General features: G+C 43.9%; 15 protein-coding genes. 4 read left to right on the top strand and 11 right to left on the bottom strand.

All coding sequences use genetic code 11. From position 1 onward, the window contains the following. The first annotated feature begins 3 nt into the window (after window positions 1–3). The 4 genes from MED222_RS18935 (at window position 4) to MED222_RS18950 (ending at window position 4,800) form a co-directional block, all read left to right on the top strand. Window positions 4–1,215: an acetyl-CoA C-acetyltransferase gene (locus MED222_RS18935; protein ID WP_009845467.1), complete on the top strand. Its 1,212-nt coding sequence runs from the start codon at window positions 4–6 to the stop codon at window positions 1,213–1,215. Window positions 1,216–1,347: 132 nt separating this feature from the next. Beyond that, window positions 1,348–1,695: a phasin family protein gene (locus tag MED222_RS18940; RefSeq protein WP_009845466.1), complete on the top strand. Its 348-nt coding sequence runs from the start codon at window positions 1,348–1,350 to the stop codon at window positions 1,693–1,695. Window positions 1,696–1,768: 73 nt separating this feature from the next. After that, window positions 1,769–3,580: a class I poly(R)-hydroxyalkanoic acid synthase gene (gene phaC / locus MED222_RS18945; protein ID WP_009845465.1), complete on the top strand. Its 1,812-nt coding sequence runs from the start codon at window positions 1,769–1,771 to the stop codon at window positions 3,578–3,580. Window positions 3,581–3,837: 257 nt separating this feature from the next. Beyond that, window positions 3,838–4,800: a DUF2860 domain-containing protein gene (locus tag MED222_RS18950; RefSeq protein WP_009845464.1), complete on the top strand. Its 963-nt coding sequence runs from the start codon at window positions 3,838–3,840 to the stop codon at window positions 4,798–4,800. Between the two features lie 179 nt (window positions 4,801–4,979). Here the strand turns inward: MED222_RS18950 and MED222_RS18955 are convergent, their stop codons facing one another. The 11 genes from MED222_RS18955 to MED222_RS19000 form a co-directional block, all read right to left on the bottom strand. Then, complete coding sequence (locus MED222_RS18955; RefSeq protein WP_009845463.1) at window positions 4,980–6,287, bottom strand: sensor histidine kinase; 1,308 nt, start codon at window positions 6,285–6,287, stop codon at window positions 4,980–4,982. 2 nt (window positions 6,288–6,289) lie between these two features. After that, on the bottom strand, window positions 6,290–6,970 hold the full coding sequence (locus tag MED222_RS18960) for a response regulator transcription factor (RefSeq protein ID WP_009845462.1): 681 nt from the start codon (window positions 6,968–6,970) through the stop codon (window positions 6,290–6,292). Further along, entirely contained in the window at window positions 6,960–10,115 is a 3,156-nt protein-coding gene (locus tag MED222_RS18965) for an efflux RND transporter permease subunit (protein ID WP_009845461.1), read from the bottom strand. Before MED222_RS18965 ends, MED222_RS18960 begins: the two co-directional genes overlap by 11 nt. After that, window positions 10,105–11,325, bottom strand: a complete 1,221-nt coding sequence (locus tag MED222_RS18970; protein WP_009845460.1) for an efflux RND transporter periplasmic adaptor subunit — start codon at window positions 11,323–11,325, stop codon at window positions 10,105–10,107. The genes MED222_RS18965 and MED222_RS18970 overlap by 11 nt, the downstream gene beginning before the upstream one ends. A gap of 1 nt (window position 11,326) precedes the next feature. Continuing rightward, complete coding sequence (locus MED222_RS18975) at window positions 11,327–12,535, bottom strand: TolC family protein (RefSeq protein ID WP_009845459.1); 1,209 nt, start codon at window positions 12,533–12,535, stop codon at window positions 11,327–11,329. Between the two features lie 412 nt (window positions 12,536–12,947). Further along, window positions 12,948–14,147 carry an HD-GYP domain-containing protein gene (locus MED222_RS18980; RefSeq protein ID WP_009845458.1) on the bottom strand — a complete coding sequence of 400 codons (1,200 nt, stop codon included), beginning with the start codon at window positions 14,145–14,147 and terminating at the stop codon, window positions 12,948–12,950. A gap of 409 nt (window positions 14,148–14,556) precedes the next feature. After that, window positions 14,557–14,694, bottom strand: coding sequence for a TIGR02808 family protein (locus MED222_RS21750; RefSeq protein WP_009845457.1), 138 nt, complete (start codon window positions 14,692–14,694; stop codon window positions 14,557–14,559). An 11-nt stretch (window positions 14,695–14,705) separates the two neighbouring features. Continuing rightward, the gene (locus tag MED222_RS18985) at window positions 14,706–15,287 is read right to left on the bottom strand and encodes a NapC/NirT family cytochrome c (protein WP_009845456.1); all 582 of its coding nucleotides are present in this window, start codon (window positions 15,285–15,287) and stop codon (window positions 14,706–14,708) included. Between the two features lie 29 nt (window positions 15,288–15,316). Beyond that, window positions 15,317–15,778, bottom strand: coding sequence for a nitrate reductase cytochrome c-type subunit (locus tag MED222_RS18990; protein ID WP_009845455.1), 462 nt, complete (start codon window positions 15,776–15,778; stop codon window positions 15,317–15,319). Window positions 15,779–15,903: 125 nt separating this feature from the next. Continuing rightward, window positions 15,904–18,393: a periplasmic nitrate reductase subunit alpha gene (gene napA, locus MED222_RS18995; RefSeq protein WP_009845454.1), complete on the bottom strand. Its 2,490-nt coding sequence runs from the start codon at window positions 18,391–18,393 to the stop codon at window positions 15,904–15,906. Then, the gene (locus tag MED222_RS19000) at window positions 18,390–18,695 is read right to left on the bottom strand and encodes a chaperone NapD (RefSeq protein ID WP_009845453.1); all 306 of its coding nucleotides are present in this window, start codon (window positions 18,693–18,695) and stop codon (window positions 18,390–18,392) included. Before MED222_RS19000 ends, napA begins: the two co-directional genes overlap by 4 nt. Window positions 18,696–18,711: the final 16 nt, after the last annotated feature.

The raw sequence follows: 18,711 nt of genomic DNA, 5'->3' as shown, positions 1-18,711 counted from the left end.
ATAATGGAAAAAGTATTTGTTGTTGCGGCTAAGCGCACTCCTATTGGTGCATTCACCGGGTCACTAAAAAACGTATCTGCGGGCGAGTTGGCTGGCGTTGCGATCAAAGGCGCGTTGGAGTCTGTCGATCTTTCGTTGGATGCGATTGATGAAGTGATCGTTGGTAATGTGATTTCGGCAGGTCAAGGTATGGGGGTTGCTCGTCAGGCTTCCATCTATGCAGGGTTACCTGAGGAAACACCTGCATACGGTGTGAACATGATTTGCGGCAGCGGCATGAAGTCGGTGATGGACGCAGCGTCGCACATCAAAGCACAAGATGCTGAAGTGGTTATTGCTGCTGGCGTTGAAGTGATGTCCCAAATCCCTTTTGTAGTGCCCGCGAGTGTTCGTAATGGTCACAAAATGGGTGACATCTCGATGAAAGACTTGTTGGTTGGTGATGGCTTAACCGATGCGTTTAATCATTATCACATGGGCATGACGGCTGAAAATATCGCGAACACGTTAAATATCTCGCGCCTAGCTCAAGATAACTATGCCCTAGAAAGCCAACAGAAAGCCGTCGCAGCGATTGAGGCGGGTAAGTTTAGCGGGCAAATAGTGCCTGTAGAAGTCAAGCAGCGCAGACAAACCGTCATTTTTGATACCGATGAGTATCCGAAGTCAGACGCGACATTCGAAGCTTTGCAAACGCTTCGCCCAGCCTTTGACCGTGAAGGTTCGGTTACGGCAGGTAACGCTTCGGGCATCAATGATGGCGCAAGTGCCATTATCTTAGCGTCTGAATCGGCGGTAGCGAAATATGGCCTGACACCTTTAGTGGAACTGACCAGTTACGCACAGTCAGGTTTGGATCCAAAGATCATGGGGTTAGGACCTGTAGAAGCGGTTTCTAAAGCGCTTGATAAAGCGAATCTCACCCTCGAAGAAATCGATTTGTTTGAATTGAATGAAGCGTTTGCAGCACAAGCCCTTGGCGTAATGTACCAATTGTCAGAGCAGCATGATTTACCGCTTGATGCGTTCAAGCCAAAGGTCAATGTGAATGGTGGTGCAATCGCGCTTGGTCACCCTCTAGGTGCGTCTGGCAATCGAATTATTGTTTCACTCATCTATGAAATGCTTGAACAGAAAACGACTTATGGCGTTGCTTCGCTCTGTGTGGGTGGAGGAATGGGAACCGCTGTTTTGCTAAAAGGTATTGAAGGTTAGAGCCTAAGGTATCGGTAGCAAGCTTAAAAACATCGGATCAGCTTTTCAAAGCATCGCGAGCTCATAGATGAATGTTGGCTGAAACGATGATTATACAAATTTATTAAACTATGTATTCATCAGGAGTTACTTATGTACACGGATATTTTCAAAACAATTACTGACCAAACAGAAAAGCAATTTGAACCGTACTTAAAGTTCAACAAGTTGGTTGCTAAGAACATTCAAACGATGACAGAACTGCAAATGAATGCGATGCAGACTTATACGGATATGGGCCTTTCTCAAATGAAGGCAGTCAGCGAAATCAAAGATGTAAACAGCCTGACCGCTTTCAATAGTCAACAACTCACGGCATTAACTCAACTGTCTCAGCAAATGATGAGTGACAGTTCGAAACTGCAAGCGGCTGCCAAAGAATTCAAAGACGATGTTGAAACACTAACAACTGAAAACTTGAAAACAGTCACACCTGCATAAATTTAATCGCCATCGAGTGAGGCAGTTTTACTGTCACATTCGGTGGCGATTTTCCGATTATTGGAGTCATGTTATGTTTCAACACTTCTTTTCGGACTACCTTGTTAAACTTCAACAAACAAACCAGCAATGGTGGGATAACTTTGAACAAAACAAGGAAGCCGCGCAATCTCCCCTAAATCAAGCGATGCAAGAATTGAATTTTGATGATGCATCAAAAATCTTCGAGCAAGCCGCCAACCAACCCGCCGTCCTGCTTCAGCTGCAATCTCAATGGTGGGAACAGCAACTGCAAATCTGGCAAAACGCAGCACTGATGGGCAACACTGAAAGTGTCATCTCAGAAGATCGCAGTGATAAGCGCTTTATCGATGATGCATGGAAGAACGACCCTTTCTATAGCTTCATCAAGCAATCCTATTTGTTATTCAGTAAAAGCTACATCGACACCATCAATTCTATCGAAGGCATCGACGAGAAAACCAAAGAGCGTGTGGCGTTCTTTTCACGTCAGGCAATCAATGCTCTCTCTCCTAGCAATTTCATTGCGACTAACCCAGAGTTGATGAAACTGACGCTTGAGCGAAATGGTGAAAACCTGCTTGATGGGTTAGAGCAGTTACAAGCAGACGTTGAAGCAAGCGCCGATATACTCAAGATCCGCATGACCAACAACAACGCTTTCCGATTGGGTGTAGATGTTGCGAACACGGAAGGTGATGTTGTTTTTCAAAACGAGCTGTTTGAGCTGATTCAGTATCATCCAAAGACACCGCAGGTTAACGCGACGCCTTTGTTGATCGTTCCGCCGTTCATCAATAAGTACTACATTCTTGACCTTCGTGAGAAGAACTCGATGGTGCGCTGGTTACTTGAGCAAGGACATAGCGTATTCATGATGTCTTGGCGCAACCCAGGTGAAGCGCAGAAAGACACTGAGTTTGGTGATTATGTCACGGAAGGCGTGGTTAAAGCCGTTGCTGCGATTGAAGACATTACCGGTAAAGAGCAAATCAATGCGGCGGGTTACTGTATTGGCGGCACGGTGTTGGCTTCGACGGTGGCTTACTACGCTGCAAAACGCATGAAGAAACGTATTAAAACAGCGACCTTCTTTACCACCTTGTTGGATTTCTCGCAGCCGGGTGAGGTGGGCGCGTACATCAATGAGACAATCATCAATGCTATTGAGAAGCAGAACGATGGCAAGGGCTATATGGATGGTCGTTCGTTGAGCGTGACGTTCAGTTTGCTTCGAGAGAACAGCTTATACTGGAACTACTATATTGATAACTACCTCAAAGGCAGTAGCCCGATGGAGTTTGATCTTCTGTACTGGAACAGTGATAGCACTAACGTGGCGGCTAAATGCCATAACTTCTTGCTGCGAGAGCTTTATCTTGAAAACAAACTGGTTCAAGACAAAGGCGTGAAAGTGGGCGGCGTATGGATTGATTTGAATAAAATTAAGATACCAAGCTACTTCATCTCGACCAAAGAAGACCATATCGCGTTGTGGCAGGGGACTTACCGTGGTGCATTGAACACTGGTGGCAACAAGACGTTTGTTCTGGGCGAGTCTGGTCATATCGCAGGCATTGTTAACCATCCAGAGAAAAAGAAATACGGCTACTGGTTGAACGACAACCTAGACGACTCTGCTGACGAATGGCTAAACAACGCAAGTCACAACGAAGGCTCATGGTGGACACATTGGGATCAATGGTTACAAGGCTTTGAAGCTGACGAGAAAATCGAACCTTTCAATCAAGGTTCCGAGCTTCACCCTGTGATTGGCAAGGCACCGGGTAACTATGTAAAACAGGTACTTCCTATCGTCGATAAAGAAGTCGTTGATGTACAGGCTCCGAAAAGCGACGCTTAGATTGTTTAACGTGAGTGGTTGATACCTATTTCTGGCAGGGTATCAGCCACTTATATCAGAGGTGCACTTATCAAACGCATCAATACCCAAACGCCCGATACCACTTGAGGTGTAACAATACAAATTGTCGTAAAAAACGGCTGTATCGAGTTGTTGCATATGCCGTCAGTATATTCCCATAATGAAGTATCTCTATTCACCCCAAATTTACCTTCGAGTTGGCAAACTATTCGCTACTTTCATAAGGAGAAGTAGCGATGAATTACCGCATGTTAATGACTCTAGGGGTTTTGTTTAGTGCAAATGTATTGGCTGAACTTGATGAACCAGGCTGGGGAGGCGAAGTTGGAGTATTGGTCGGCTTTGGTAGTGAAACCGATGACTCAGAGGCTGTAAAAAAAGGCAGCTTGAACAGCAAGGGAGAATCGGATTCGAGTGCGCTTGTTGTACCATTAGGACAGTTGCGCTACACATTTGGTTCAGATAGCGACCAGCAGGTCTTTATGGGGACCTCGCGTGGCGATATCATTGAAGGTGTTTTTGCTTTTGAATTTGGCTACGCACTGGAATATGGCAACGAATCGGTTGTATCTTTCTCTTACCTTCCAACAATCGCAAATGGTGAAGTATGGGAAGACCCGTTCATAGCCAATACTGCGAGGACTAAAACCGACATCTCTGGTGATACCTTTCGTGTACAACTCGACAACTTATTAGATATTGGTTTATCGGGTGATTTCGCTGTCTACAAGCAAGACATTAAAAATGACAAATCGGGCGTTCATCTAGGAGTGCCAACAGGTGTACTCCAACGTGACGCTAAAGGCTATTATGCAAGCCTATCTATGGAGATGCCTGTTAGTGAGAGCTCTTTTATCGAACCATCGTTGTCTTATCAAAAACATCTTGCAGACGGTAAAGCAGTTTCTTTCTCTGATTACTCTGGCTCGTTGACCTACATAATGATGGTGGATGATCATGCATTCTCGGTCAATGCAGATTACAGTCACCGCTCATATGATGCATCCAATCCAGTATTCAAGAAAACACGTGAAGACAATGGATATAGCGCAACGCTTGGCTATGAATATATGGACGTTATGGGTTGGGAAGACTGGGGATTCAACGCATTAGCGGGTTATTCTAGTAACAATTCCAATATCGCATTCTACGATACCAGCGGATATTTGATGAGTGTTGGTGTTAGCTATCACTTTTAAGTAATTGACTACTTAATCACGATGAGTTGGGGCTAGCATATTTGTTAGCCCTTTTTATTGTTTACTTTTTCGGCTAGAGGCTACGACTGAATATGAGTGATGAAGCTTAAATTCAGTCAATGGCGACCAAAACACCCGGTCGGATTGCCCCGAGGCTTGGTCATTCGACTTAAACGAAGTTAAGCATTGGTATTTGATTTTTCTTCGACCGGCAAATGAAGCCGAGCCAACAAGCCTCCCTCTATTTCCTCTGCTTCAAGATGCCATCCTAGCTTCTTACATATTTTCTCGGTTAAATCCTGCCCAAGGCCAAAGCTATCTTGAAATGGCAGATCAAGTTCCTGTGTGTTTATATTCTTGATGACTATGCTGTTTTCTTCGAAATAGATATGGATAGTGCCGCTATGTGTGTATTGGAAAGCGTTACGAATGAGGTTACCAACGACAATTTTGATTGGAGTCTCTGGAAGTTCCACTGTTGGGGCATGAAGGTAATTGCGGATGATGTCGATCTCTTCACCTTGAATTAAGTATTCCAACTCTTCTATTAAGTTATCCAACAAAGCGGCTATAGACACTGAGTTCTGATTCGGTGGGGTTTCACTCTTTCGGACCAACCAGAGCATGGTTTCGGTAATTTGCTGCATGTTGCTGCTCGCGCGGTCGATACGATTGATCGGGCGCTGTAAATCTGAGGGCAGGGAGATGCGCTCTAAGATCTCCATATTTGCTCGTATGATTGCAATAGGCGTTCGCAATTCGTGACTAGCATGAGATAGAAAACGTTGTTCTCTTTCTACCAAGTGCGCATTCTTACTTAGTGCCTTTTCTAGATAAAGCGCAACTCGATTGTATTCACTGAATTTAAAGTTGGGAGCGGGGTTCGCCAATAGGTCGTTGGACGCGCTTTCTGACCATTCGACGAGTTGTTCGGTTTTTTTTCCTACTCGGTAACTGTAGAGCCAAAGCGCTAATACAATAAAAAATATATAGCCAAGAGCAATGTAGATAATAAGGTTGAAGCGATGATCGAACCACACATCTATTGTGTCGCCAATTAGGCGGTAGTCGTACCTAGCGACTCCGAATACCAATCGTCCGTCTTCGAGAGCAAAACGGTAGACACCAAAGACAGCCTCTTTCTTGATGTCGTTGGTAACCGTTTCATCAACGAAGACGACAGTGAACTCATCATTAATAAATGTCACATCCCGAAGTACGTCTTTACCGTCGACCTTTATGTTAGGCAATTGGTCATAATAAAATGACACTACGTAAGATTTAGGTAGTTTGGCCTCTGGATTTATAAGGCGCACTTCGTTAAAGCTCAACCATTCACTGGCGAGTCGCATTTTTACTGAATCTTCTATTCCATATTCAAAGTGACGGATTAAAAGTTCTCCGAATAGTAAGGCTGTCAGAAGTGACAAGCCCAAGAAAAAGGTAGTAAGGTGACCCCGTATTGGGAAGCTCTTTTTCATGCTCATGGTTACTCTTTTATCCTCAGACCTTGGCCAACGACGGTTTCAATCAACTTAGATTCAAAAGGCTTATCGATTTTTTGTCTCAGTTGATAAACCTGTACTTTTATGTTGTTACTTTCTGGTGCGTCATTTGGCCACAAACACTCCTCTATTTCTCTACGAGTAACCACTTGTGGACTTCGGCGCATGAGGAGTTCTAAAAGCATTAGATTGAGTCGATTTAAGTCCAAGACTTGTCCTGATCTTGATACTTGCTGGCTTTCTAGGTCATAGACTAAGTCACCTTGTACTAACCTTTTTTGTTGGCTACTTCTTCGCTTAGAGAGCGCCTTGATACGTAAGGCGAGCTCTTTCATTGCAAATGGCTTGATTAAGTAGTCATCAGTGCCAGCATTGAAGCCAGCTTCTTTGTCTTGCAGCGTATCTTTTGCTGTCAGCATCAAAATAGGCGTATCGTCACCGTCGTCTCGAAGTCTTTCACAGACAGTAAAACCATCTATTTTAGGTAACATTAGGTCAAGAAGAATAACGTCATAGTAGTTTTGTTTTGCGAGTGTAAAACCGCTTAACCCGTTGTAAGCATGATCGCATTTGATGTTTTCAAATTCGAGAAACTCTGCAACAGAAGCGGCGAGCTCCTTGTCATCTTCAACTAATAACACGTTGATAGATAAGTTAGATTTCATTTTTCTTAACCCCAGTTAAAGAAGCGGATCTTTGGGTAATTATGTTGTGATACAGCCGCTTGATATCTTGTTGAACCATTAGCAATACGGGTACCAAAAGAAGTGTTATTACCGTTGCGAATAAGATTCCATACCCCATTGACGTAGCTGCTGGTATTAAAAACTGAGCTTGAGGAGAGGTCTCTGACAGTAAGGGCACTAAGCCAAAATACGTGGTTGCAGAAGTCAGCACAATAGCCCTTAAGCGTCCTGTTCCTGATTCAATTAACGCCTCGTACACGGTATCACCACTCATTATCTTGGTATTAAAGCGTGAGATCAGTAAGAGGCTATCATTCACGACGACCCCGGTTAATGCAAGCATTCCAAACAGAGAAAGTATACTGATGGGTATCCCTTGGATTAAGTGTCCCATCAAGGCACCCACAATACCAAATGGAATTGTGCACATGATCAGCAGTGGCTGGAAATATGAATTGAGTGGTATTGCAAGCAATGCGTAGATGCCGATAAGAGCGATAGCAAACACGCTATACAGTGAATTTGATATTTGTTCCTGCTCTTGTTGCTGTCCAGAAAGGACAATGTTTAGGTCACGATACTTATTCTGTAATCTTTTAAACAGGTCGCTATCTAGCTTATCAATGATCTCTTCTGGAGAAGCGATCGTTTTATCAACATCAGCTGTTATCACGTTGACTCTGTTACGATTCATTCGTTCAATATTTTTGGACACATATCGAGTCGATATATTGGCTACCGCATTGAGTGGTACTAACTTACCATTGCTCAAGCGAATTTGTGCGTATTTGAGATTATCCAGTGTTTGTCTTTTCGCCTGAGGGTACTGAATTTTGACCTTTATTTCATGCGAATCTTCTTGAAATTGCTGCACTTCATAACCTTGATAGGCCATGTTGAGTTGCTGTAAGAGATTCGATGTAGTAAGCCCCATCGTTAACCCCATATCGTTAACTTTAATATCAACTTGGGCTTGTGTATTCGCGAGGCTACTTTTTATTCCATGCACACCTTGTACATTATTGAGATGATCAGTCAGTTCGCGAGTTGCGTTGCTGATCGTTGCTTCATTTTGACTTCTTAATTCTATACTTATTGCTTTATCGCTGATCATATCGGCTAAGAAATTGGCGCTGTCTATGCCTTCAAGTGTTGGGACCATGGATTGCCATTCTTTAGCGATTGCACCCGCGCTGATTGGGCGTTCAGTGTTGCTCGAAAGGCCAACAATGATTTGCGAACTGTTATTGGTGGTTTCTACCAATACACTTTGGATTGGTGGTACAGACAGCGCATATTGCTTCACCAACGAATCATTCAATGATGCCGCCATTTGTTCAACTTTAAGTGTTTCACGTTGTACTAATCCGTAGCCAGTATCATCTTCGAATGCGAGCTCGATCGTGATGAAGTTAGTAGAAATCTCTGGGAAAAATACCGACTTAAGTTTGCCAGTTATTAGCGAACCGCCAACTAGAATACACAGGGAAAAAAAGCCACAAATTACAGCATAACGGTAGCGTATAGCCAGTTGTAAACAGGGTTTGTAGAGATGCCAAGTGATGTATTTGAAACCACGTAGAACACGCTGTTGAATATAGTGCCATACGGCAGGAATACCCCATGCTGAAGTCGGTTCCATTTTGACTCGGGCAAGGTGAGCTGGGAGAATTAATTTGGACTCAATGAGTGAGAAAATCAGGCAGAAAGTTGCAGCCATGGCAAATTGCGCAAAGATCTTACCGAGTTCCCCTTCGATTAAGCTGAGAGACATAAAAGCGACGATGGTCGTCAACACACCAAATGTGGTTGGTGTTGCCACTTTTTGCGCACCAGCGATGGTCGACTCAACGGAAGCTCCGTGTTTCTCTCTTTGTTCGTAAATGCTTTCACCAATGACGACGGCATCATCAACGACAATTCCGAGGGCCATGATGAAGCCAAAGGTGGTTAATTCATTAAGGGTGAGTCCAAAGAAAGAATCTCCCATAAGGACCATTGCACCGGCAAACGTAACAGGTAGGCCAACGGCAACCCAGAAAGCCACACGTATGTTTAAGAGCAGAGCCAGTAAAATAACAACGAGAGCGATACCTTGAGCACTGTTCTTAAGTAGCAAAGATAAACGGTTTTTAATCGGCTCACTTTGATCATTCCATTGGGTCAGGTGGATACCGTTCGGCAGAGTCAATTGGTAAGCATCAACGATGGATTTGGTCTCTTGGGCTAGCTGGTTGATGTTTGATTGACCATACATTTTCACCTTTAATCCTACTGATGGATGGCCGTTATAACGAGTAATGATGCCGTCGTCGTCAAATCCTAATTCAATATGTGCCACGTCGGACAAGAGTATGGTTTGCCCTGTTGCTGTGCGTTTAATTGGCAGCGAAGCGAACTCTTTCGCGCTTCGGTGTTGCTGGTCCGCTTTAAGAACTAACGTCCCTTGAGAACCTTTGAGCTGGCCGGCCGTTTGGGTTAATGATTCTGCTCTAATTTGGCTGACAATTTGCTCCATCGTGAGACTGAAAGCTTGCAATTTTGCCTCGTCAATTTCAATCGAGACCTGCTGAGATTTTCGGCCAATGTAATCAACCTTTTGTATCAAAGGAGAGTTTAGGAGCTTGTGTCGTAACTCGTCTAAATAACGCTGTAATGCACCGATAGGCACGTCACCAAACAGGTTAATTGAAACTACCTCTTCAAGGTCGGCTTGACGCGTGATCACAGGTTTTTTTGCTTCACTAGGTAAATCGCCAATAGCATCAACCACACTTTTTACATCTTGTTGCAGTTTGTCGAGTGAATAGCCACTCGACTTAGTGATGGTTACCGTTGCACCGTCACTATTTGAACTGCTGTGTATCTGTTTGATGCCTTCTACACCTAACAATGAATCTTCTATTTTTATCGCAATGCTTTCTTCAGCCGAGCGGGCTGAGCCACTTTGATATTCGACACTTACCGTAATATTGGTTGGGGGGAGTGAGGGGAAGCTTTCTACCCGTGATTGGATAACCGAAAAACCACCCGCGACTATGATCAAAACCATTAAAAGATTTGCAGCAACAGGATTGTGAACAAACCATGCGATAACGCCATGAGTTTTTAGGTTATTGTCCATCATTCACCTCTTTAAGTGATTTGTCCCCAGAGGCAGGAGCCGGGAGGCTCCGATTTAATGCGAGTTTGTCCGTGTCGTCTGTCTGAGGGCTATCCGAGAGTACTTGCATTCCCTCCACGTAGCTGGACAACGGCTTTACAACCAAAGTGATGTGTTGATTTAGGTTGCCCTGTTTAAAACCAATCGCATCGATATCTTGAAACAGTGATAGAGTCTTGTGACGATGAAGTTGACCTTCTTTGACGTACCAAATATTGCCGTCTGCAGTAATGGAAGAGGATGAAACTACAAAACTATCTGAGTAGCTCTTACCTTGAATGACAACTTTAACAAAGCTCCCGATCAGCAAAGGATCTGGCTGTTGAAGAGGGGAGTCTATTTTTAATATGAGGTTACGCATACGTGTTGATTGTTCCACGAGCAGTGAAAGGTGACTCGCCCGTGCTGCCCATTGTTGCCCTGAATCTAAATCAGATGCTGACTGAATTGTCACCGACAGTGCACTCAAATCGGAGGGGAGCTGTTGCCAGTCGCGTTCTGTGAGCTGAAGATGTACTTCAGCAGTTTCTATGGATTTGATCTGTCCCAACGAGGTTCCGGATGCAACAACACTGCCTGTGGTGACGTTGCTTTGGCTGACAATGGCATCATAAGGAGCATGGATATTCGTGTTATTTAGTTGTTGCTTAGCATCTTCAACTGCTTGTTGTGCGGCGTTTAATCGTGCCTTTGCTGCTTTAAACTGAGGCTCTCGCAAAGCGAGGGGGCTCGGTGCCTCTTCTATACCTGAAGTTTTCCATTCTTTTTGAGCACGTTGATGTTTGCGTTGTTCTTGGAAAAATGAAAGTTGTGCGTTAGCTAGCTCTTTTTCTGCGTTAGCCAGTAGTACTTGGTAACTGGAATCGTCAATGTGAAATAGCAGATCACCTTTAGAGATTTGTTCACCTAGTTGAAATTTTTTTGCTTTTGAAAGAATCACTCCTGAAACCTGGCTCGTGAGCGTTAAAGTTTCTTCTGGAATTACCTGCCCGTAACCTTCAATGGTAGAGCGGTGTTGCCCGGCAGCAATGTCGACTGTGGTGACTTTGATATATTGTCGAGGCTGAGCTTCCAGCGCTAACGTTGTTTCTTCGGGGATTGACTTCATGATGTACATCGCGGTGGCAATGATACTGAGCAAGCCCAAAGCCGTAACAAGTATCTGTTTCATTTTAAACCCCCATTCCTAATGCTAACCCTAAGGTAATTCTGTTTGAGAGCCGAGTACGCTGAGTATTAAGCAACTGGATTTTAGATTGGTAAATAGATTGTTGGGCGATAAGCAGTGCCAAAACGTCACTGGCTCCTTCCTGATAAAGGTTTTGATAGTTTTTCATACTAGCCTTGGAGAATGTAAAAGCATCTCGATAATGCTGTTCTTGTTGTTTGAGGTAGAACTCTTTGTCTAGTGCATTTCCTACCTCATTGATGGCAACCAATAGTTTCTTTTGGTAATCAACAAAGCTCTCTTCTGCTTGAAGCTGAGCTATTTTGGCTTGGGTTTGTAGTGATGATTGGTCAAGAAGAGGTGCGCTGATCCCCCCAACGAGATTCCACAGGGAAGGATTGTCGATAAGCTGGTTTGGTGTTGAGCCGCTACGATAAACAGAGGCAGACAGTGTGAATTTAGGCAGTAGATCTTTGTAAGCAACTGCCGCGCTTTTGTCGGCGGCGAGCACTTGCTGATAAGCGGCAAGGAGGTCAGGACGTGATCCAATCATTTCTCCGGGAAGACGTAATGGCGGAGCTTCAACTTCTGGGATCGTGAAAATCATTCGGTTAAGCTGGGTGTCGCTCTTACCTCGTAAGGTATTAAGGCCTCTGATTGCGATAAGCTGATCTTGTTCTTTAGCCGCTAAACTCGCTCTTACTCTGGATGTTGCAGCACGAGCGGTGTCGAGGTCTGCTTGTTCTTTAAACCCATCGAGCACTTGCTCTAGTACAATATTCTCAGTGTTTGAAAGGCTTTGTAGCCAGCGTTGTTCAACCCCGATCACTCTTGCTCTGTAAGCAACATCAAGCCACGCCTCTATTACGCGAGCCGCGAGAGAGTTTTGTGCGTAAGCATAGTCGAGTTGTGTTGCCTGTTGTTTCGCGTTAGCTGCGCTTGCTGAGTCAGCTAAGCGTCCCCAAACATCAAACTCCCAACTTAAATTCAAAGACAGTTTGTGACTGTTCTGAATTTGACTTGTTTTTTGTCTAGAGGCTTGAAAGTCTGTATTTAAAGAAGGTTGAAGGTATTGATCACTTTGAGCCGCTAATAGTTCAGCTTGCTTCAAGCGAAGTGCAGTTTTATGTAGGTCGTGGTTATTGGTGAGGGCTTCTTGAACCAGATCGGCGAGAGCTTGATTGTTGAACAGCGAGAGCAATTGTGTCGACATCGTAGTGTTTACGTATCGTTGAGAGCTTTCCCATTGCTCGGGAATCTGGGTTGTATTGTTCAAACTGGCTTGCGGCGTTGGTGATAGAGAAGCGCAACCCGTGAGATAGGTCAGACTACCCAGTAGTAATAACGCGGATAGGGGGTGGTGTGTGTTCATGCTGTCTTACTCTAAGGTATTTATCTATAGATATACCTAACAGCGAGTAAATTGGAGGTGAAATGAGTGTTTGGTTATTGATTAAAATTGGATATGGATATGGATATGGATATGGGCTAGTAAAGGGTTTATGAAAGAACTTCTGAAAAAATAAAAGCCACTGAAATCAGTGGCTTTCTAGACTTGTCCGTTTTATCTAATCAGGCCATACATGGAATGTGCTGACCTCATACCCCTCGAATAGCAGGCTCTATTAAAAGAAAGGGGTGACATCAATTTCAGCCTTCGTAGGAGAAATTGCTTTTACAATCGTATGCCAGCTGTGTTTTAAATCCACATACTTGACGTCAATGAAACGTTTATTCTTTCGTGAATAGAAGCACTTAACGACAGGCTCAACAGGAGCATCATCATTCGATGACCATACGATTCCAAGATGGCCATTGCTCAGCTCAACGATGGCCCCAATAGGGAAAATACCAATGCAATTAATAAATTTGTACACCAATTGCCGGTCTAAGTGATTAGGTGTCATACCTAACATTATTTTAAACGCTTCCGCTGGGCTCATTCCACGTTTGTAGCAACGGTCAGCCGTCAATGCGTCATAGATATCGACGATACAAGCCATTCGGCCGTGCTGCGGAATTTGCTCGCCACTCAATCCATTAGGGTAACCTGTACCATCTAACTTTTCATGGTGCATTAAACATACATCACGGCTAATTTGACTTAAGCCTTCGATTTTTTTGATGATAGGTTTAGCAAATACTTGGTGTTGCTTGATGTGAGCGAATTCCTCCTCGGTTAAACGAGAAGGCTTGTGCAAAACATTATCATCGATATGCACTTTACCGACATCATGAATAATCCCACCAATAGCCAATGGCTTTAATCGGTCTTTGCCAAAACCCAAATGCTTGCCAAATGTGACCAAAAGTGTGGCGACATTAACGGAATGTTCAAGCAAATAGGCATCTTTCTTACGTAATGCAGAAACACATTGCAAGGCATCTGAATTGATCAGTGCTGATTCAATCAGCTCATCCGCCCAACCATCCAGTTCATCCGCAACAAACGTATGCGAATCAAATGTTGCCGTAATAATTTTCTGAGCAAGACCGCGCGCTTCTTGGATGATTCGCTCTGCATTTTTTTGTCTTACTTCTCGAGAGACCAATTTACTTGGAGAATTTTTACTGCTCTTTTGTTGTTCCTCACTCGTTTCGTCATCAGGAACGGGGTGAAATTTACAACCTTTAGCAGAGAGCTTCTTGTCAACCCAGACATACTTAATGCCTTTATTAACTAATGTATCAATTCCTTTTTTTGAAGACACGCGTCCAGCGTTAGATAAATAAACACGCTCACTTTTCTGAATTGATGTAACAAACATTCCCACAACCAATGTGTTTATGGAAATTTTTACTGAGTCTTTAAGGTCGAACTGCATTAAATTCAATTAAGTGTTGTCAAAAACAGTGTGATTCTAATCCAATTTCGCGACGAATCTAGTCAAATTGTTGATTTATTTACTCAAAACACCTGAAATTAAAAACAAAAGGCCGAAATGTCACAGAGTTATGCTTCGATCTTAGCGATATTGTTTACAACGGTTAAGTGGCAGTGGTGTAGTAATAAGCGTTCTTTTCTAATCGAAGTGTCTATCTAAAGGGCTCTGTAGAAAAGTACTTTGTATTGTGGATGTGACTTAAGAGGTGAGGTAGGGAGGTTGCCACCTATTAATAAAAAGATAAAACGTTAGATATTAAAAAAGCCACTGAAATCAGTGGCTTTTTAGAGTCAACCCATATCAGAATGGATTAAAATTAGCTGATAAAAGTTGACGTACTCTTCGATTTCTAATCGATTTCTTTGTCTTTAGTCATAGATAAAAGCCAAAGAGATACGGCTGCAACACCTGCAAAGCCACCAAGAATGATAACTGGCATAGCGCTGTAACCTAGGATGTGCCAAATTACGTTCTCTAAAGTACTCATTCAATCGCTCCTTATTGCCAGCCTTCAACGCCGTGCATGTCTGGTAGTTTGTGTGCGATACCTTTGTGACAGTCTACACACGTTTTTTCACCAGAAGCTAGCGCTGTCGAGTGTTGTTTCGCACTACGAGGGCTCTGCTCTGAGAAGTCCATGTAATCGAACTGGTGACAGTTACGACACTCAAGTGAATCATTCTTTTTCAATCGAGCCCATTCGCGTTCTGCTAAGTGAGCACGACGTGCTTTGAACTTTTCTTCAGTATTGATGGTTTTCGCAATAAAGTGTGCGTATAGCTCTTTAGAAGCCTGAACCTTACGAACAATTTTATCTGTCCACTCATGAGGTACGTGACAGTCTGAACAGATAGCACGAACACCAGAACGGTTAGAGTAGTGAATTGTTTCTTGGATTTCAGCAACGATAGGTGCGTGACAACCAGAACAGAACTCTTCCGTATTGGTTGCTTCCATACCTGTGTTGAATGCACCCCAGAACAAAAGACCACCCGAGAAACCCAAGAATAAAACAACGCCTACCGCTGCTTTACTTGGTGTCGCGAGTCTTTTCCAAAACGCTTTAAGTAATTTTATCATATATAGCCTCTCTTACAGTCCGGCTACGATTAACGCAGTGAATCTACAGGTTTGAACTCGTTCTCAACTAGCGGTTTAGCATTAGCTTGAGGTACGTGACACTGTAGACAGAAGTAACGACGAGGTGAAACATCAGCAAGTACCGCATCTTCGCGGTTCATGTAGTGAGTTACACTCACTTTAGTTGCACCCATTTCTTTTGCGTTTTTCCAGCTATGACAAGCAAGACACTTGTTAGCGTTAAGAGACACTTCATAGCTACGAATAGTATGAGGCACTAAAGGTGGTTGGTATACGTAGTCACTCTCAAGTACTTGGTCACGAGGAAACTTTTTGAAGTCATCTGCTGCGCGAGTTGCTTCAAGTTCACTTGCACCACGTAGAGATTCTACGCCACCAATGCCGCCTGGGTTATCCAGCTCAGCTTGAGCTTGAACTGCACCAGCTAGCAAAAGACCAGCTGATAGTAGGGCAGTAATCAGTTTTTTCATGGTTAATTTCTCCGCCTAAAGGCTAATTCTTTGAGTGGACTACTTCCTTCAAAAAGTGATGAAAAAAGTAGTCGCAATATTAAATACGTTAGATCTTGTATCTAGGTTCGAAAAGCGCTTGGCTCTTAAGAAACCTTAGTGATCTTAACTGGACACTTCTTGTAATCCGTCTGCTTAGACAGAGGATCCGTTGCATCCAAGATCAACTTGTTGATCAGAATTCTTGCATCAAAGAATGGTACGAATACCAAGCCTTGTGGTGGACGGTTACGACCACGAGTTTCAACACGAACGCGTACTTCACCACGTTTGTTTTCGATAAGAACTTCATCACCACGGCGAAGGCCACGAGCTTTAGCGTCAGCAGGGTGGATGTAACAAAGTGCATCCGGTACTGCTTTGTAAAGTTCTGGTACACGACGAGTCATAGTACCTGTGTGCCAGTGCTCAAGAACACGACCTGTACATAACCACATGTCGTATTCGTCGCTTGGCACTTCTGGTGGTGCTTCGTAAGGAGCATTGATGATAAGAGCTTTACCATCTGGTTTACCGTAGAAATCCCAACCAGAACCTTTCTTAGCGTATGGATCTGAACCTTCTTTAAAGCGCCACAGTGTTTCTTTACCGTCAACAACAGGCCAACGTAGGCCACGGACTTTGTGGTAAGTGTCGTAAGGTGCTAAATCGTGACCGTGATCGCGACCAAAGGCTGCGTATTCTTCGAATAGACCTTTTTGAACGTAGAAACCTTGAGCTTGAGCATCGTCGTTAAGCTCTTGTGCTTCAGACAGTGGGAATGCATCAACGTTGCCGTTTTTGTACAGCACGTCGTACATGGTTTTACCACGATACTCAGGTGCTTTAGCTAGAAGCTCTTCGCCCCAAACTTCTTCAACAGTGAAGCGTTTAGAGAACTCCATGATTTGCCATAGGTCAGACTTTGCTTCACCTACGGTTTTAACTTGTTGGTACCATGCTTGTGTACGACGCTCAGCGTTACCGTAAGCACCTTCTTTTTCAATCCACATTGCTGTTGGAAGGATAAGGTCAGAAGCTTGAGCTGTTGCTGTTGGGTACGGGTCAGAACATACAATGAAGTTGTCTGGGTTACGGTAACCTGGTAGACGTTCAGTGTTGATATTTGGACCAGCTTGCATGTTGTTGTTACACATTACCCAGTACGCGTTGATCGTACCATCTTTTAACGCACGGTCTTGCGCAACAGCGTGTTTACCCGGTTTAGGTGGGATAGTGCCTTCTGGAAGCTTCCAGATGTCTTCTGCAATCTTACGGTGTTTAGGGTTAGCAACCACCATATCTGCCGGTAGACGGTGAGAGAACGTACCTACTTCACGAGCTGTACCACATGCAGATGGTTGGCCAGTAAGTGAGAATGGGCTGTTACCTGGAGTAGAAATCTTACCTGTAAGAAGGTGGATGTTGTACACAAGGCTGTTCATCCATACACCACGAGTATGTTGGTTCATACCCATAGTCCAAAGTGACATTACTTTGATGTTTGGATCTGCGTATTGCTTAGCCAGCTTGATAAGGTCATCTTGAGATACACCTGACATTTCAGATGCTTTTTCAACGGTGTATTCAGCAACAGAAGCTTTGTAGTCTTCGAAGCTGATATCAGTCATTTTACCTGAGTTAGGGTTCGCAGCGGCTTTCTGTAGTGGGTCATTGTCACGAAGGCCGTAACCGATGTCTGTTGTTGCTTGCTTGAAGTTCGTGTGTTTGTTCACGAATTCCCAGTTCACCGCATCGTTTTGAATGATGTAGTTAGCGATGAAGTTAGCAATCGCTAGATCTGATTGAGGTTCGAAGATGTAACCTGTGTCTGCAAGCTCGAAAGAACGGTGGTAGTAAGTAGACAGTACGTTTACTTTAACGTGTGGGTGGCTTAGACGACGGTCTGTAATACGAGTCCATAGTACTGGGTGCATTTCTGCCATGTTTGAACCCCACAGTACGAATGCATCTGCGTGTTCAAAGTCATCGTAACAACCCATTGGCTCATCGATACCGAAAGTACGCATGAATGCACCTACCGCAGATGCCATACAGTGACGAGCATTTGGATCGATGTTGTTTGAACGGAAGCCCGCTTTCATCAGCTTAACCGCTGCGTAGCCTTCCATTACTGTCCACTGGCCGGAACCGAACATACCAACGCCTGTTGGACCGTTCTTCTTCAGAGCGGCTTTCCATTTCTCAGCCATTACGTCGAAAGCTTTGTCCCAAGATACTGGTGCAAAATCACCATCTTTGTGGAACTCACCATCTTTCATACGAAGAAGAGGCTGTTCAAGACGGTCTTTACCGTACATGATTTTTGAAAGGAAGTAGCCTTTAATACAGTTAAGGCCTTTGTTTACAGGTGCTTCTGGGTCGCCTTGAGTCGCGACCACTTTACCGTTTTGAGTACCAACTAGTACCGAACAGCCCGTACCACAAAAACGACAAGGCGCTTTATCCCACGTGATTTTTGTTTGATCAGAGCTAGCAATCAGGTTGGTTGCTGTTGCTGGTAGAGTTACACCTGCAACGGCTGCCGCTGATGCAGCTGCGTTTGCTTTCACAAACGCGCGTCTTGTCATTTTCATACTTCACCCTCAAGTTGAGAATTGTTGCTTCCAGTTTCTAAATCCGTTTCGTCTAGTCCAGTCTCGATTTGGTGATAAACCAAAGCTGTCCCTAAAACGTTCGTAATATTATTAATTTCTTCGATGGTGTCCGTAACAAAACCTTGGTTCTCGGTTTCTAGGACCACGATGATTTTGCCTTCAGGGCTACTGCCGTAGATTTCCGCATTATCGTATTGCTCGATTTGTGCTTTGATCTCGTCTAGATGCTCTGGGCTCACATGCACGACTAAACTTGATATATGCACTTCATTTAGTGCCATAAATTGCTCTCGTTAT

It is taken from the genome of Vibrio sp. MED222 (assembly GCF_000153005.1).
GTDB classification, from domain to species: Bacteria; Pseudomonadota; Gammaproteobacteria; order Enterobacterales; family Vibrionaceae; genus Vibrio; species Vibrio tasmaniensis_A.
The sequence above is the reverse complement of the archived record's forward strand: the minus strand, read 5'-3'. Positions and strand labels throughout refer to the sequence as shown.